Annotated in this window: 17 protein-coding genes and 1 riboswitch; of the genes, 1 reads left to right on the forward strand and 16 read right to left on the reverse strand. The window is 39.4% G+C overall.

Features of this window, described 5'->3' with window-relative positions:
* Window positions 1-5: 5 nt before the first annotated feature.
* Window positions 6-896, reverse strand: a complete 891-nt coding sequence (gene nikC / locus BLE01S_RS12265) for a nickel transporter permease (protein WP_066142358.1) — start codon at window positions 894-896, stop codon at window positions 6-8.
* 313 nt (window positions 897-1,209) lie between these two features.
* On the opposite strand from nikC, the gene BLE01S_RS12270 reads away from it, so the two are divergent.
* Complete coding sequence (locus tag BLE01S_RS12270) at window positions 1,210-2,823, forward strand: glutathione ABC transporter substrate-binding protein (RefSeq protein ID WP_066142361.1); 1,614 nt, start codon at window positions 1,210-1,212, stop codon at window positions 2,821-2,823.
* Between the two features lie 42 nt (window positions 2,824-2,865).
* On the opposite strand, the gene BLE01S_RS12275 is transcribed toward BLE01S_RS12270, so the two are convergent.
* The 15 genes from BLE01S_RS12275 to BLE01S_RS12345 form a co-directional block, all read right to left on the reverse strand.
* Entirely contained in the window at window positions 2,866-3,642 is a 777-nt protein-coding gene (locus tag BLE01S_RS12275) for a TatD family hydrolase (RefSeq protein WP_066142364.1), read from the reverse strand.
* Complete coding sequence (locus tag BLE01S_RS12280; RefSeq protein WP_111703599.1) at window positions 3,635-4,384, reverse strand: ABC transporter ATP-binding protein; 750 nt, start codon at window positions 4,382-4,384, stop codon at window positions 3,635-3,637. Before BLE01S_RS12280 ends, BLE01S_RS12275 begins: the two co-directional genes overlap by 8 nt.
* Window positions 4,385-4,386: 2 nt before the next feature.
* A complete protein-coding gene (locus tag BLE01S_RS12285; RefSeq protein ID WP_066142369.1) occupies window positions 4,387-5,148 on the reverse strand; it encodes an ABC transporter permease in 762 nt (253 codons plus the stop codon).
* Window positions 5,148-5,438 carry a thiamine-binding protein gene (locus BLE01S_RS12290; protein ID WP_066142372.1) on the reverse strand — a complete coding sequence of 97 codons (291 nt, stop codon included), beginning with the start codon at window positions 5,436-5,438 and terminating at the stop codon, window positions 5,148-5,150. The genes BLE01S_RS12285 and BLE01S_RS12290 overlap by 1 nt, the downstream gene beginning before the upstream one ends.
* A 12-nt stretch (window positions 5,439-5,450) precedes the next feature.
* Entirely contained in the window at window positions 5,451-6,440 is a 990-nt protein-coding gene (locus BLE01S_RS12295; protein ID WP_066142375.1) for an ABC transporter substrate-binding protein, read from the reverse strand.
* A gap of 97 nt (window positions 6,441-6,537) precedes the next feature.
* Window positions 6,538-6,647, reverse strand: a riboswitch (TPP riboswitch).
* A 78-nt stretch (window positions 6,648-6,725) separates the two neighbouring features.
* Window positions 6,726-7,625: a TIGR01777 family oxidoreductase gene (locus BLE01S_RS12300; RefSeq protein WP_066142379.1), complete on the reverse strand. Its 900-nt coding sequence runs from the start codon at window positions 7,623-7,625 to the stop codon at window positions 6,726-6,728.
* 186 nt (window positions 7,626-7,811) lie between these two features.
* Window positions 7,812-8,276: a hypothetical protein gene (locus BLE01S_RS12305; protein WP_066142382.1), complete on the reverse strand. Its 465-nt coding sequence runs from the start codon at window positions 8,274-8,276 to the stop codon at window positions 7,812-7,814.
* A 178-nt stretch (window positions 8,277-8,454) separates the two neighbouring features.
* On the reverse strand, window positions 8,455-9,786 hold the full coding sequence (gene larC, locus BLE01S_RS12310; RefSeq protein ID WP_066142385.1) for a nickel pincer cofactor biosynthesis protein LarC: 1,332 nt from the start codon (window positions 9,784-9,786) through the stop codon (window positions 8,455-8,457).
* Window positions 9,783-10,592, reverse strand: coding sequence for a nickel pincer cofactor biosynthesis protein LarB (larB, locus tag BLE01S_RS12315; RefSeq protein WP_066142389.1), 810 nt, complete (start codon window positions 10,590-10,592; stop codon window positions 9,783-9,785). Before larB ends, larC begins: the two co-directional genes overlap by 4 nt.
* Complete coding sequence (larE, locus tag BLE01S_RS12320; RefSeq protein ID WP_066142392.1) at window positions 10,589-11,413, reverse strand: ATP-dependent sacrificial sulfur transferase LarE; 825 nt, start codon at window positions 11,411-11,413, stop codon at window positions 10,589-10,591. The genes larB and larE overlap by 4 nt, the downstream gene beginning before the upstream one ends.
* A gap of 94 nt (window positions 11,414-11,507) precedes the next feature.
* Window positions 11,508-12,662, reverse strand: a complete 1,155-nt coding sequence (locus BLE01S_RS12325) for a UxaA family hydrolase (protein ID WP_066143377.1) — start codon at window positions 12,660-12,662, stop codon at window positions 11,508-11,510.
* Between the two features lie 7 nt (window positions 12,663-12,669).
* Window positions 12,670-12,972 (reverse strand): UxaA family hydrolase, encoded by a 303-nt coding sequence (locus tag BLE01S_RS12330; protein ID WP_066142396.1) that lies wholly within the window; start codon window positions 12,970-12,972, stop codon window positions 12,670-12,672.
* Window positions 12,973-13,083: 111 nt separating this feature from the next.
* Window positions 13,084-14,352 carry a nickel-dependent lactate racemase gene (gene larA / locus BLE01S_RS12335; protein ID WP_066142399.1) on the reverse strand — a complete coding sequence of 423 codons (1,269 nt, stop codon included), beginning with the start codon at window positions 14,350-14,352 and terminating at the stop codon, window positions 13,084-13,086.
* Between the two features lie 369 nt (window positions 14,353-14,721).
* Window positions 14,722-15,813, reverse strand: coding sequence for a 2-keto-3-deoxygluconate permease (locus BLE01S_RS12340; RefSeq protein ID WP_066142404.1), 1,092 nt, complete (start codon window positions 15,811-15,813; stop codon window positions 14,722-14,724).
* 16 nt (window positions 15,814-15,829) lie between these two features.
* On the reverse strand, window positions 15,830-16,957 hold the full coding sequence (locus BLE01S_RS12345; protein ID WP_066143379.1) for a glycerate kinase: 1,128 nt from the start codon (window positions 16,955-16,957) through the stop codon (window positions 15,830-15,832).
* Window positions 16,958-17,109: the final 152 nt, after the last annotated feature.

Raw genomic sequence — 17,109 nt, forward strand, 5'->3', positions numbered from 1 at the left:
CCTCCCTACTTCTTCATTTTTGGATCGAGTGCATCTCTCAACCCATCACCGAAAATATTAAAAGCTAGCACAACTAGAACAATCATAATTCCAGGCACTAATACCATATGTGGCGCTTCAGCCATATACGAACGTCCATCACTTAGCATCGCTCCCCACTCAGGAGTCGGCGGCTTCGCTCCCAACCCAAGAAATGACAAACCACTCGCAGTTAAAACCGCTGTGGCAATTCGAAGCGTAGCTTGTACAATAATTGGGGACATTACATTTGGCAAAATATGCTTAAATATAATACGTGCATCTGATGCACCAAGCGCTCTCACAGCATCAATATATTCTAATTTTCGGACAGTTAAGGTTGATCCCCGCACAATCCTTGCAAATGCTGGAATAGAAAATATCCCCACTGCAATGATTACGTTCGTCAAACTACCACCAAGGACACTCACAATAGCAAGCGCTAATATAATTCCAGGGAAAGCAAGCAAAATATCCATAACTCGCATAATGATCGTGTCTAGTACGCCTCCATAATACCCTGAGATTACACCAAAGAAGACTCCAATCACTCCACCAATAACTACGGAGAAAAAGCCAACAAACAATGTTAGACTCATACCGTGAATAATTCGAGTGAAAATATCCCTCCCGAAATTATCGGTGCCAAACCAATGTTCCGCTGAAGGTCCTTGAACCTTATTCAATATATCTACTTCATTCGGATCATAAGATGTAAATAACGGTCCAATAATTGATGTAACAATAAAAAACAGAATTAATATGCCTCCAACTACAGCCGCTTTGTTCTTCCTCAGCCTTTTCCAAATGGTTTTATAATACTCGACTTTTGGATTTGACTGTTTTCGAACAGTAGGCTGCACCGTCTGTTGAGCCATAGACAAACACCCCTTCCAGCCAAAAAATTTTCATCTTAACTATATTAACCTACTTACTCTTTAAAAGTAAACATTGAAAATACTAAAAATACTATTTTTGAATAATTAAATAATGGAAATTCACCAATCTTTCACTTACTCAACTCACAGTTAGACCCTTTTACTGCAACGCTTACTATTTAATAGTTAATTTTACTACTATACTGAATATTATTAATCTATAATATATTTAATATTTGTTGTTACTGAATATAAAGTGTGTTATATTTTTTCTGACAACTCGTCTAATCATTATTATAGGGGGAAATATACCATGAGGAACAATAGCAAGGTTTGGCTTTTAGCCTTAACGCTTGTCCTTTCCATATTCTTAGCAGCATGTGCAGGTGGAAGCGACAAAGATGCAGATAATGCAGATGATCAAAATAAAGAAAGTGGGTCAGAAGAAGCTAAAGCTGGCGGCGATCTTATACTAGATGTATTGTCAGATGCTTCATCATTGGATACCCATGGCTCAAACGATGTCGTTTCTTCCAATATTCATGCGAATATTTATGAGTCATTAGTAAAACGTAATGACAAAAATGAAATCGAAGCTAGTCTTGCTGAAAAGTGGGAACAGAGTGATGATGTCACTTGGGAATTTACACTTCGCGATAACGTGACATTCCACGATGGCGAAAAGTTTAATGCAGAAGCAGTAAAAGCGAATTTAGATCGTATCCGTGACCCTAAGGTCGCTTCACCAAGATTCTTCTTGTTTGAAATGGTGAAAAGTGTAGACGTTGTAGATGATCAAACCGTTCGCATCACAACTGAATATCCTTTCGCTCCATTATTAGCACATTTATCTCATAATGGGGGCGGCATGATGAGTCCGAAAACAATTGCGGCTGATTATGAAGGAATGAAAAATGGTAAAGAGCCTGGAGCAGTTATTTCAGAGCAACCTGCAGGGACTGGCTATTTCAAGTTTGAAAGCTGGGAAACAGGATCTCAACTCAAGCTTGTAAAAAATGAAGAGTATTGGGATACACCGGCGCTCGTTGATTCAGTTACTTTCAAAGTAGTTCCTGAAAGTGCAACAAGAATCGCAGATTTAGAAACTGGCTACGCACATATTGCCGACCCAGTAGAGCCGAATGAAGTAAAGCAAGTAAATGATTCAGACAATGCAACTGTTAACCAAAAAGCATCTTCAAGTGTATCTTATATTGGTTTTAATACTGAAAAAGCTCCTTTTGATGACGTGAAGGTTCGTCAAGCGATAGCAATGTTGATAGACAAAGAAGAGATCATCGAAGGTGTATATGAAGGAATTGGAATTCAAGCAAATGGTCCACTTGCACCTGGCATCTTTGGATATAATGAAGATGTTCCTGTTGTTGAACATAACGTTGAAAAAGCGAAAGAACTACTTAAAGAAGCTGGTTATGAAGACGGATTTAAAACATCGATCTGGACAAATGACAACCAACAACGTATGGATACAGCTATTTTAGTTCAACAAAAATTAAAAGCAGCTAATATCGATGTAAACGTAGAGGTAATGGAATTTGGTGCTTACCTAGAAAAATCAGCTGCTGGCGAACATGATATGTTTATCCTTGGCTGGTCTAATCCAACAGGCGATGCTGACTATGGTATGTACGCATTATTCCACTCATCACAAAAAGGTAATCCTGGTAACCGTGCTTTCTATGAAAATCCTGAAGTGGACAAACTACTTGATGAAGGACGACGTGAAGCAGATCCTGAAAAGCGTGTGGAACTTTACAATCAAGTTCAAGAACACTTAGTCGAAGACGCACCAATGGTATTCATTCATCACCAAGAATACCTAACAGGTATCAGCAATAAAATTGACGGATTCGAAATCGATACATCTGGTATTTACCAATTGAAAAACGTACATTTTGTAGAATAATTAAGGGAAAACGGCTTAATGGATTCGTCCATTAAGCCGTTTTTATATACGATAAAAGTTTTTCGTATTACCATATATCGTCTTGTATATCTTTGTGATTTCTTCCTTTTTTAACTCTGCAATGACAGATATTGATTCATGAATCATCTTTGGTTCGGTCATCTTCCCAGTAAAAATCCCCTCGAATGGCCAAGGCCCATCAGTTTCCACCATTAATTGCTCGAGTGGGTACTTCTTTACAAGTTCTTGGATTTCTTGCTCATATAATACATCAGGAGTGATCGAGATATAGTATCCATTCCTTATCATTCGTTCAATTGTAACATTATCCCCTTTAAACCAATGAAAATGCGCATTTTGAATATAATGCTTTTCCAGTAAATCGCAAACGATTGGCGCATCATCGTAAACAGCATGAAGAATCACCGGCTTATCCCATTGGCTTGCGAGTTTCAAAAAAGCATCTAGAAGTTCTATGTAAGCTTCGTGTTTTATAGTAGATTTGTTTTCTGTACGAAAATAATAAGGCAAGCCTACTTCCCCTATCGCTACCATCCTATCTTTATTCTTTTCCATCCAAGAAAATAGCTCTTTTATTGTATGTTCCGAAGGCAGTTCCTGTTCTGGATGAAACCCAAATGCGGACATTACTTCCACATGTTTATTAGCAAGCTTTAGATTCCTTTTGCATGATTTCAGATCATAAGAAACAGAGATTAATTTCTCACAATAGCCTTCGTCTAAGGATGTCAAAATTAACTCTATTTCCTCATCACTATAATGGTCTAGATGGATATGAGAATCAATCATTTTATTCATGTGCAGTACCTCTTTGTAAAATACTTTGGCTAAGCTTACGTTTCCATTCAAGAAATTCCTCAGATAATAATAATGATTCACTCCGTGGTCTTTCAAATGGAATCTCAAACTCACTAATTATTGTAGCTGGATTTGATGAAAGTACGATAATCCGATCAGATAGAAAAAGAGCTTCATCAATATTATGCGTTACGAACAATATCGTTTTTTTGTATTCAGCCCAAATCGACAATAGCCATTGATGCATTTCCAACCGAGTAAAATCATCCAGTGCAGAAAAAGGTTCATCTAAACAAATGAGTGATTGCGGACTTAATAATGCGCGAATAAAAGCGACTCTTTGTTTCATACCGCCAGATAATGCATCCGGAAGGGACTGTTCATATCCTTCCAGTCCTGCTCGTTTTATCATGTTTAGTGCTTTTTCTCTTTCTACTTTCCCTTGCAATTCTTGTCCTAATAATACATTTTGCAAAACTGTCCTCCACGGAAAAAGGGCAGGTTGCTGAGGCATATAACTAATGAGCCCTCGTTTTCCGGTAATATTTTCTCCATCTAACATAATTGTTCCTTGATCAGGATGAAGCAAACCGCCAATCAAATGAAATAATGTACTCTTCCCGCTTCCGGATGGACCTAATATCGTTAGAAATTCCCCTTCTTTCATTTCAAGGTCGATTTCTTTTAAAACTTCCCTGCCTTCAAAGCTTTTCGTCAATCCGTTGATCTCTAATGTCCCTATCATTACCGCTCCTCCTTTCTTCCCCATTTCACAAATTGTCGTTCACCTGCAGTAATGAGGCAAAAAAAGAGCAGGCTTAAGATCATCACCGCAATAATCGCCACAAAAACGCGCTCTGTCCGAAACGAAGAGGAGGCTAACGTCATATAAACACCTATTCCATTTTTCGCACCAAGCCATTCTGAAATAACAGCCCCCATCACACTATAGGTTGCGGAAATTTTCAAGCCAGAAAATAAAGCAGGTAGCGCATTGGGCCACTCTAACTTGGAAAAAAGCTGTATTTTCGATGCTCCTGCCATCAACATATAATGCTTCATCTCAGAAGGTGTATTGCGAAAACCGCCAAGAGCAGCAATTGTCACTGGAAAAAAACAAACCAAGGTAATCACGATCATTTTTGGTAATAGCCCGAAGCCAAACCAAATAACGAGTAGTGGTGCTAGTACGATAATTGGTACATTTTGCGATAAAATAAGCAGGGGATAAATAGCCTCTCGCACACCAGGAAGCAAGTGTAACGCTATCGCAACAACAAGTCCTACAGAACATCCAATCACAAACCCGACTGTTGCAAGTACGATTGTTGACTGCATATGTGGTAGAAATTGTTCAAATCCTTTCACTGCTTCTTCCCATATAGAACTCGGCGCCGGTAACAACCATTTTGGCAAATCCGCTAATTTTACTGCTAATTCCCAAATAAATAGTAAAAGGATGAGAACCGCTATCGGTTTCCATCCTTTTTTGAACATAGACGTCATCAGCGATATTTCTCCGTTAACTGGGTCATTTCTATCCCATTCGGCTGATATAAAATTTTCACTTGAGAGATAACATTTCTGCTACCTATTTCTATCATCCTCTCATTCATTTTTCCGATCACGTTCATTAGCTCGTACATTTCACCTTCCATCGTTGTTTCCAATGGGCTGACTTGATATTTCACACCTGAATCCTCGATGACTTTAATCGCTTCATCAACATAAGGGATAACATCCTCGCCGTTCTTTGTTTTCGGTATTATTTGTATGCTAATTAATGCATTTGCCATTTTTAAAACCTCCTATTTAGGTAAAAATTCATTCGTAAATGCTTTTTCCACATCTATTTCTTTATCAAGTAAATCATTTTCGAACATCCACTCTGTATAGTTTTTCCATACTTCTAGTTTTTGCTCTCCCCATCTTGGAGCGTCATCTTGATATTTTGGTGCAAGCCACTCTTGGCTTTTTTTCACAAGCTCCGGATCTAAATCTGGCACAGCTTTTATTAAAATATTTGCAGCATCTTCGTGATTTTCGATAGCATATTCATAGCCTTTGGAAACTGCCGCCATAAATGCTTTGACTGTATCAGGATCATCTTTGATCATTTTTTCATTCGTTGTGATGACAGGTGTATAATAATCCAGTTTGTCCGTATAATCCGTTAAATATATCATGTTAATCTTCTCTCCACGAAGTTCTGCTTCCACACCAGTCCAGGCATAGTATATCCAAGCGAAATCAATATCCCTTTTTACAGCTGTGAAAAAGTCTGTATCCCCCATATTTACCGTCTCAAGCTGATCAATATCCGCATTTTCGATAGACATGAGCGAAGATAATACTGCTTGCTCAACTGGCGCACCCCAGCCACCATACGTTTTCCCCTCAAAGTCTTTCGGTGATTGTATACTTTTATTAGCAGGTGAAGCAAAGCCAGATGTATTATGCTGGATGACTGCCCCGATTGAAACGATTGGTACATCCTGCACCCTTGCTTCTGTAATGCTTTCTTGGTAACCAACGCCAAACTCGGACTTACCTGAAGCGACCAGTTGATCAGCACCAGCTTCTCCTGGCATAATAATCTCCACATCTAAGCCTTCATCTTTAAAAAAGCCCTTTTCTTTTGCCACATATAATCCGGTATGATTCGTATTAGGAGTCCAGTCTAATACAACGGATATTTCTTTCAGCTCATCATTCTTCTTACCTTTTTGATCATCTGCATCTGAGCTACAACCTACTAATAACATTAAAACAACCATACTAATTAACCACTTCTTCATTCCTTGAACCTCCTAAAGTAGTAATAGGGAAAAGGAACCGCTAATACGAAAAAAACGCCCAAGGACAAGAACCCGGGCGTCTGTAAGAACACTCATTAATAAATGAATTGACGTTCCCTTCGCTGGTCTTAACCAGAGCAGGTTCAAAGGGTCAGCATCTTTAGGACACTATCTCAACCAGCCATACTGGTTCCCCCACATTCCACATATGTATTTCATAGTAATTATAGCAGATTCATAGATTTAAACCAATTTTAGTTTTTTCATAGCGAAATCTCACTTATTTCAAAAACTATCATTCAATGCTTGATTTAGATTCGGATATTTAAATACATACCCATGGGTATGTGCCTTTTTTGGTAGGACCTGCTGTCCGTTAATGAGCATTTCACTCATTTCTCCTAATAAACCTTTGAGTAACCAACTTGGAACAGGTAACCAGTGCGGACGATGAAGAACTATCCCAATCGTTTTTCCAAATTCCTTCATTTTCAATGGCTTAGGAGCAGTGACGTTCAATGGTCCGGATATTTCTTGATGCTCGATAGCAAATTGAATCATACCTGCGACATCTGCCACATGTACCCATGATACCCATTGCTCCCCAGACCCAATAGTACCACCTACACCAATTTTGTAGGGAAATGCCATAAGTGGAAGAGCACCGTCTTGGCCAAGAACAATTCCAAATCGTGCTACCACTGTGCGAACCCCGTACTGTTCGGCTTTCCGCGCTTCCTTTTCCCATTTATTCACAACTGCAGCTAAAAAATCCGTTCCCGGAGACCCATCTGCCTCTGTAAATGTTTTTTCTTCAGACATGCCATAATATCCGACAGCAGACGCATTCACTAATACTTTTGGTTTCTTCTCCAGTCGACTAATGATGCGATTGATTTCCTTCGTTACAATTATTCTGCTTTTTAATATTCGTTCCTTCTTTGACTTCGTCCATCTAAGGCCATTAATCGACTCACCCGCTAAATTGACGATGGCATCTACTTTACCGAGCTGTTTCTCAGGTTCACTCTGATCAACAAGCCATTGAACAGCACGAAGGCGGTCTGTTTGCTTAATCTTATTAGGACTTCTCGTTAAAATTGTCACCTCGTAATCTGTATTCAATAACAGTTCTTGCAAAGCTTTACCTACAAAGCCACTTCCCCCTGCAATAACAATATGCATTGTGATCACCTCGTTACCTTTATCATAAACGAAGAAGAGCCCTAATACCATTGATGAATAGAGTCTTACTTAGATGGAACCATTCACAATTGCTAACCTAAGGAAAAATATAAACAATCAGGGAAGGAGTCGTGTTTATAATATTAAAAAACCGATCAACACCTATTAGTTTGATCGGTTCATCATTCAAATCAATTCAATTGTTTTTAGCTCCGCTTCCGTTTTTTCTTTTAATGTAAAACCTAATCCTTCTAGTTTATCGACAAGGTCTCCACACACTTCGCCCTCGGCGATAAGAAAGGTTCGATCACGCTCTACTGTTTCTTTTAACGAGGAAAGCATATTGAAAAGCGAAGCTGTCTTTTCATATGCTTCATCTTTAGGTATATCTTGTAAAAGTGCCGTCGTTTCCTCTTTAACTGGTAAGATCACTAACTCGCAGTCTTGTTCCAATTGTAATAGTTCATTAAAAATGTCCATCTTTTCAAGTGGTGTTCGCAACGTATAATCAGTTAGTTCGTACACTTTTGTCGTTTCATAATCTATGTTTAAAAATGGTGATGGGTCGCCTTTGATGAAAGCCTTAACTTGAAGATTCGATCCTTCTTTTGTTTCTTGATCTTGATTTGATTTCGAAAAAATAGTATTCATATGTATCTCCCCTAAATTTTCTTTTACTTATCCATTTCCCCTTTATGATAGATGTTTAAACATACATTTTAATATTTAATTAAAACGACCAATCTAGGTGCATCATCCTTATTCACTGAAATCTAAAAATCGCCACTATCTATGAAAGTGGCGATTTTTAGATTCTATAGGAAAAACTTTAGTTACTTCCAGCCCGAAGAGCTGTTTGGTATACTTCTTGAAAAGTTGTATCAAATAACTGTGCCGCTTTTTTCACGTCTTCATATTCCGGCACTTGTCTTAGCAATTTACCTTTTTTCAGTGCTTGTTTCATCTTAATTGGACCATAAGGTGTATCTACTGTCACAATTTCTCGATCTAAAATGCTCCGTGACCAAGTATTTTTCCTCACCCCAAGTGTCGTTGTTTCCTGAAACAGCACATCGCTTAACCGAGCCTCCCGATCATTTGGAGCAAGGACGGTGACGAGTGTACCTGGGCGATTTTTCTTCATATAAACCGGAGTGTAATATACATCAAGCGCACCTTCATCCAACAGCTTGTCCATCACATATCCAAATGCTTCACCTGTCATATCATCAAGTTGGCACTCGAGCACTGTAACTGTTTCCGCATGGCCAGTACTATATTCATTTCCTTGTAATAGTTCTCCCACCATCACTCGTAAAACATTGGGTCTACCAGGAATATTTTTTGTTCCTGCTCCATAACCAATTGATGTAACTTTCATCGCAGGCATCGTACCGAAAGAATCTGTCTGGCTGACGACAATTCCGGCCCCAGTTGGTGTAGTCAGTTCAAACGGCAAATTACTTGGAGCAATCGGCACATTTTTCAGCATATCAAGCGTCGCAGGAGCCGGAACAGGATATACGCCATGATCAATGTGAATATGGCCAGAGCCAAGCGGAACATGTGAAGTGACGACCTTTTCAATTTCCAATTCTTCAAGGCCAATCGCAGTAGCCACGATATCAACGATCGAATCAACAGCCCCCACTTCATGAAAATGTACGTCTTCAATCGCCATATCGTGAATTTTTGCTTCCGATTTTGCAATCGGCGCAAAAATCTGTTTGCTCCGCTCTTTCACACCGTGATCTAGCTCTGAATCATCAATCAGTTTGATAATGTCAGCATAGTGACTATGAGGGTGATGAGTATGACCTTTATGAGCATGATGATGGTGGTCATGATCGTGAGCATGTATATGGTTATGTTCGTGGGAATCATGTTCATGACTGTGTCCATCAGCATGGCTATGGCTATGTTCATGTGTAGCGCTATGAGAAGTGTTCTTATGGGAGTGCTCATTAGTGAGAATGACGTCAAACTTCATCGCACTAATTCCTTCTTTCATTGCTTTTTTCCAGTCAAGATGATATCCAGACACATTCAGTTTCTTTAATTCGCGTTCGATTCTTTCTGGAGAAGCACCGGCATGGATTAAAGCACCAACCATCATATCTCCGCTAATTCCCGAAAAACAGTCAATGTACAGAACCTTCACTCTTTACATCCCTTTCTTGTCAACGCTGTATCAACAGCTGATTCAATCGTATTTGTCATCGTTGCTGCAAAGTATCCTGCCCCAAAGCCATTATCTATATTTACAACAGAAACGCCGCTTGCACAGCTTGAAAGCATGGCAAGTAATGCTGCAATTCCATTCATACTCGCCCCATAACCTATACTTGTCGGAACAGCAACAACAGGCTTCGAAACAAGTCCACCAACAACACTAGCAAGAGCTCCTTCCATCCCAGCAACGACGATCACTACGTTGGCACCTTCAATCAATTGCACTTTATTTAAAAGTCGATGCAAACCAGCAACACCGATATCGTAGATTCTTTCTATTTTATTTCCCATTAATTCTGCAGTAATTGCTGCTTCCTCTGCGACAGGAAGGTCGGATGTACCAGCGCAAACAACCGCGATATAACCTTCCTTCCAGCGTTCTTGATAGCCGGAAGCAATCCAGTGTAATGTTCGGGCAGCTTCATGATAATGAAAAGTATCGTCTGGGTGCAGTCTACGTAATTCGGCGATAATATAAACTGCTTTCTCATTAGAAACTCTTGTTGCCAAGACTTTCTGATGATGCTCCATTAGCTTGGTGAAAATCCCCAATATTTGTTCTCGTGTTTTACCTTCTCCGTAAATTACTTCTGGAAATCCAGTACGTTCCTCACGTTGCAAATCAAGCGTCGCATACCCTAGCGCTTCCTCTGGTTCCAACTTCTGCATTGCATCTTCTACGGAAATCAAACCTTGTTCGACTTGTTTTAATACATCTTTCAATCCATTGCTCATACTATCGTTTCCTCTTTCAACACTTCATTCATACTCCCTGAACGATATCCTTGCAAATCAAGAGCCACATAAGAAAACCCGAATGATTTTAAAGCACGAGATATCGCTTCATGTTGTTCCACAACTCTTAACATATCTTGCTTATCTACTTCAATACGCGCCACTTGATCATGGTGGCGAACTCGAACTTGATATAATCCAATTCCTAACAAGAAATCTTCAGCTAAATCAAGCTGATTCAGTTTTTCTCTTGTAATTACTGTGCCATATGGAATTCTCGATGATAAACATGCGAATGATGGTTTATCCCATGTTCTTAATCCCATCTCTTTAGAAAGTTCTCTAATTTCTTCCTTGTAAAAGTCCGCTTCTTGAAGTGGACTCCGTACACCAAGGGCTCGTGCAGCATCCATTCCAGGACGGTGTTCACCTAAATCATCCATAATAGAACCGTCTACAATCGTATAACGATCCCCATATGTTGTTATTAGCTCTAATAAATGATTATATAATCCATTTTTACAATGGAAGCATCGATTGGAATCATTTTTAACAAACTCCGCATTAGCAAGCTCACTTACCCTTGTTTCTATATGCTCCACCTTTAATTCTGCCGCCAGACTCTTAGCAAGTTGGAACTCCCGATCAGGAAATGTATCAGAAGCTGCAGTGACAGAAATCAAATTATCACCAAGTGCTTCTTTTGCAACGGCTAGAAGAAAAGTACTATCAACTCCTCCTGAAAAAGCCACTAATACATTATCCATTTCTTTCAATATATTTATTAATTTTTCCTTTTTTTGCTGTAATATCAGTTTCATCTTTCATCCTCCTCTCGCCCTTAGCTGCTTCAGTCCCTAGACAGAAGTCCAAGTACTTTTGCGTCTCATAGGGGCTGGACCAAAACCTATGGTATTAAAATGTTGGTCCAATTCTCCAGATGCCGAAGTCATGCTGCTTTAAGATTTCTGATTTAGTTAATTTCCCTGATGATACTGATTTTATTTCGTCAAATATAAATTGACCAACTGTTTGAACCGTTTCTTTGCCGTCAATAATTGTTCCAGCATTTACATCCATATTATCATTCATACTCTCGAACATTGGCGTGTTAGTTGATATTTTTATCACTGGTGCGATTGGTGATCCGGTTGGAGTCCCGCGTCCCGTTGTAAATAATACGACTTGTGCTCCTCCAGCAACCATACCTGTAAGTTGTTCAATATCCTGTCCAGGAGTATCCATCCATACAAGACCCTTTTTAGTTGGAATCTCCGCATAGTCTACTAACTCTTGGAGCGGACTCGTACCTGATTTCGTTGATGCTCCAAGGGACTTCTCCTCAAGTGAACTTAAACCGCCTTCAATATTTCCAGGTGTTGGATTACCAGTACGAATATCGACACCCATCATAAGCGCCCTACCTTCAGCTTGCTTAATGACCTCATATACTCGTTCAACCGTTTTATCATCTGCTGCTCGATTTGCAAGCAAATGCTCTGCACCAATTAATTCAGTCGTTTCCGCTAATATAGCAGTACCTCCAGCTTCCACAATTAAATCACTTACATGTCCCACGGCAGGATTTGCAGATAATCCAGAACATGCATCTGACCCACCGCATTCTGTACCAATAATCAATTCACTGACTGGGAATTGCTCTCTCATCACAGCAGAAGCATCCTGGACCATTTTTGCTGCAATTTTTGCTCCATTAGCAATCGTTTGCAATGTTCCTCCATTCTCTTGAATAGAGACAACTTCTACAGGCTTTCCACTTTTGGCAATTTCCTCCGCAACACTTTTGGCTTGATGGGTCTCACATCCAAGTCCAAGAACAACCACACCATATACATTCGGATTAAGACCAATTCCTAAATATGTCCGGAATGTTTGCTCGTAATCGTCCCCCACTTGTGTACAACCATGCTGATGAATGAAACTGACTGTCCCATGAACAAGTTGCGTGATCTGATGCGCTGCCTGAGTGGCACAAGTAATAGTAGGTAAAATTAAAACATGATTACGTACACCTACTTTTCCGTCCGGCCTTCTATATCCCCAAAACATCTGTTGTTCATTCTGCACTTATATCCCCCCTGCCGCGCGTCCCTTCAAGATTATGGACATGGACGTGCTCTCCTTTTGCAATTTCACAAGATGCAATACCAATGACTTCCCCATATTTGAAAATTTTTTCCCCTTTAGTAATTAAATTTAACGCAAATTTATGTCCAAATGGAATCGGTTGTAAAAGTTCAATCTCATATTCTTTATTTCCAAAAACGGCTGAAACAAGAGAATGCCTGTCCACATTTGCTAAAACCGTCGCTACATTATCCTTCTCATTCATTAAGACAGCCGAAAATTTTTGCGACATCTTCGGTACTCCTCCCACATTGATCTTCTCTATCTATATCCTAAAGATACCATAAACCGCCAAAAGTTTAAATAAGTTGGGGAGTCAAATTAAAGAATAGTAATATAAATTTTATTCTTCTGAATCCACATAAGGTATTGTAAGTGGACCTAATGGAAGCACTGCAATCGTCATATTCTCTCCATACTTCTCTTTTAGTTCCTCTAATGTTTGTTCCATATTATGTGTAGGTTTTAACATCGCTTGTGTTACTTGTTCATCTGTCAACATAGAATAAACATACACATCCGCCCATACTTGGACCACAGCTTGTTTCTGAACTTGCCACTGATCAAACTTTTTAAATTCCGGATCATTAATTAAGTCCAATATTTCTTGAGGAGAACTTGCGAGTTGCAATATATCCCCGTAATTACCATGGTCTGGGATACCATCCGAGCATTCAGAAGCTACAATAATAGTGCCACCTTTCTTAACGACCTTGTGGGCAGCACTCATACCTTTAACCGCTTGATATAAGTTTTGATCTAATGGATAACCAGAATTGGATGTGATGACTACATCAAACCGTTCCTCACATTTAGTCATGGCATGTTCTTTTGCATATGCACAGCCCTTATCATGAGCTTCAATCAATTCTCCAGCGAATACATTTGTTATTTGCTTGTCCCGATTCAATGTTACATTCAACATAAAATGAGGCTTACACATCATATTGATTTCACGGGTCATATCTTGCAATGGATTATTCACCATATTTCCCCAAGTCGATAATGGATCACCAATCATACGCGCATTGTGGAAGGTCATGATTGTTTCGATACCTGCAATCCCAGGCATAATCCCTTTTGGACCGCCAGAAAAGCCCGCAAAAAAATGGGGCTCAATAAACCCAGTAACAATCCTGAAATCTGCTTCTACGTACTCTTTATTCAAATAGACGTCACAACCAAATTTACTATGTCCTACATTGATCAGCGTCTCTTTATCATGACAATGATTATTAATGATTCTAATGTTATCTACAATCCATTCCCCAAGCATTCCAACAAACTCTTCTCTCGTTTGATCTCGATGTGTCCCTGTTCCATTAATAATAACGAAGTTCTCCAATGGAACATGATCTAATTCTTTTATTAAAGCTGGGACAAGTTTTTCATTTGGTGTTGGGCGAGTAATATCACTTATAACGATTGCCACTTTATCTGTCGCTTTTACCATTCTCGTTAAAGGTTGCGAGCCAATTGGATTTGACAAGGCATTTTTAAGCGCCTCCATTTCATCCGAAACTCCTGGCAAATTCTTTGGTTCAAGGATCAACGCATCCTCTGGTAGATTAATAGTTAAATTTTCTTTTCCATATAATAATGTTGTTTTCATTTGTTTCTCCCTTCAAAACTATTCTCGTTAAACAGAATCCCCCTGACAATTATGTCTAGGGGGATTTTCATAAGCCCAAAGCGCAAGCACTTTGATCATCGGGGTACAAACTCCGTCTCTGGGACGTAGATATATCCATGTCGCCAACAGCCGGGCGTTTTTAATTGATGCTCATCCCTCATGATAGAAAGGAGTCTCGAAGTCTGCTAGCCAATAGGCACTAACTACACGATAAATCCCCTTCAACACTACGTCTTAAAAATCCTCACGTCTTTACCTTTAAAAGAAAGGCATTATAATAGAATACTTTTGATTTCGTTTCAAGCGGAAATCAACATCAATCTATTATAGGATCTAAAGAAAGATTCTCTATGCTACCCGCCCAGGCCTTTCCTGTTTGCCATCGATTCCTCTTTTTCTTTGATATTTATCTATCATTATAACAGCAATTGGACAAAGGATTGCTGTCGTCAGAACCGCAATGGAAATTTGCATCGTTGCTAAATTAGCAATATCTGCATATGATTGCGCCTCTTTAGCGCTCATCATTCCTGAACTTGCCGCTACACTAGCCGCTGCCGCAATTGCTGCTGGCGTACCTACAGCATTACCTGCAGTAGATGCTTCTGCCACTGGCGCAATTTGACTTTTTTCCTTAAACAATTTAAACACCAATATACCGGTCAGTCCCGTGAAAGCAGTTGTCATGAATCCAAGTAACAATCCCGCCCCTACAACACTCGGATTAAAGAAAGTAGCAAAATTCATACTTGCGCCAAGCGCAAATGCAAAGAATGGCACAGGTAAAATTTCTCCAGCTTTTAAAAACTCGCGAATTTCCGGATCTAAATTCCCTAGGATCATTCCAATCGCAATAGGTAAAAGCACTGCTATAAATGCGATTACAGGAAATTTCGAACCAAGAAGTCCTAGCGACATTAAAGTGAAAAACGGGCCATCATTCAATGAGAGTACTGATACCGCACCAACATCTGAACGATTTCCGTACTGACTAGTTAACGCGGCGTACATTCCACCATTCCCATTCGTCATTGCAGCAATAATTGCTACTGTAGACAAACCGAGAAATCCATCCATTGGATCGAATAAGAACCCAAAAATAAGACCGATAACTAATCCTGTTAAATATTTTGAAGTTGTCAATAAAGCCCCTTTTTTCAAGGCAATCCCGCCAACACGGAAATTCATCTGGCTTCCTGCACAAAAAAGGAATAATGCAATAAGTGTTAGCGCACCATTTTTAAATAGTTCCTCAGAAAATCCACCAATTCTTAAAAATTCGTAATAACCATCCGCTGTTTGTGCGACCCCAAGTGATTGAAGGAATTTCATCACTACAGGAATATGCAATTGATCGATAGTGTTCATTAATGCACCGAGCATCAATGGAACAACCATTAAACCTCCTGGGACTTTTTCAATTGTTTGTTTGATTCTCATGGCTTATCCCTACTCTCTATAGAAAATATGTGCGACATACTTGTTCAGCTGCGTGCTCTAATAAATGATCAGCTTCTTCCATTGCTTGTTCGAGCGACATCGGCCGGTTAATTATGCTGTGTACCCCGATGACACCGTATTTATAAAGTGTTTGGATATTTTCCCCTATTGACCCGGCTAAAATAATTGTAGGTATATTCTGCTCTTTAGCCATTTGAGCGACCCCCATTGGCGTCTTTCCAAAAGCAGTTTGAAAATCAACCTGACCTTCCCCCGTAACGACGAGATTAGCACCTTGCAGCTTCTCCTCTAATTTAGTGTAATTAATAACGACATCTATTCCCCGTTCCATTTTTGATGGAAAAAAAGCTTGAAAAGCACCGCCAATCCCACCTGCTGCACCTGCACCTGGTAATTCATGGAGCCTTATATTCTTTTCTGTTTCCACAAGATTCGCCCAGTGGATGAGATTTTTATCTAGCTCAAGCACCATCTCTTCTGTCGCTCCCTTTTGCGGTCCAAATACATGGGAAGCTCCGTTAGTACCAACAAGTGGGTTTTCAACGTCAGATGCAATTAAAAATTGACTTTCCTGGATTCTCTGATCAAAATGCTCCGTAGAAATTTTGTCGATGTGCTTTAATTCTCCCCCGCCGAAACCAATTTCTTTTCCTGTTTCGTCTATCACTTCTAATCCAAGTGCTTGAAGCATTCCTACTCCGCCATCATTTGTAGCCGATCCACCAATAGCTAATACAAAATTTCTATATCCATCATCAAGCGCATGCTTTATTAATTCTCCAGTTCCATAAGTCGTTGCTCTTAATGGATCCCTTTCTTCCGGAACAATTAAATCTAGACCGGAAGCACTTGCCATCTCAATAATACATGTCGCATTATCCCCTAGTACGCCAAAATGTGCTTCAACTGATTTTCCAAGTGGCCCTGTAACAACTCTAGCGATTTTATGTCCATTGGTTGCAGACACAAGGTTCTCCATCGTCCCTTCTCCACCATCTGCAAGGGGTATCAACACCGTTTCTGCTTCACTAAAAGTATTTTTTATCCCTTTTTCAATTGATAATGCTGCTTCCTTAGCCGTTACACTGCCTTTAAACGAATCTGGTGCAATGACAATTTTAATTTTAATCATCTCTCCTCTCTAGGAAAACGTTTACAAGTATCTGTTTCATATATTATAAATCTATTGTTTTATAATATCTTTATGTTTAGAATACAAATTAACAATCAATTTAGAACATTTTTTTAGTTAATTCGACTAAAAAAACATAATAA

This window comes from Lederbergia lenta NBRC 16444 (genome assembly GCF_001591545.1).
Lineage (GTDB): Bacteria > Bacillota > Bacilli > Bacillales > Bacillaceae_C > Lederbergia > Lederbergia lenta.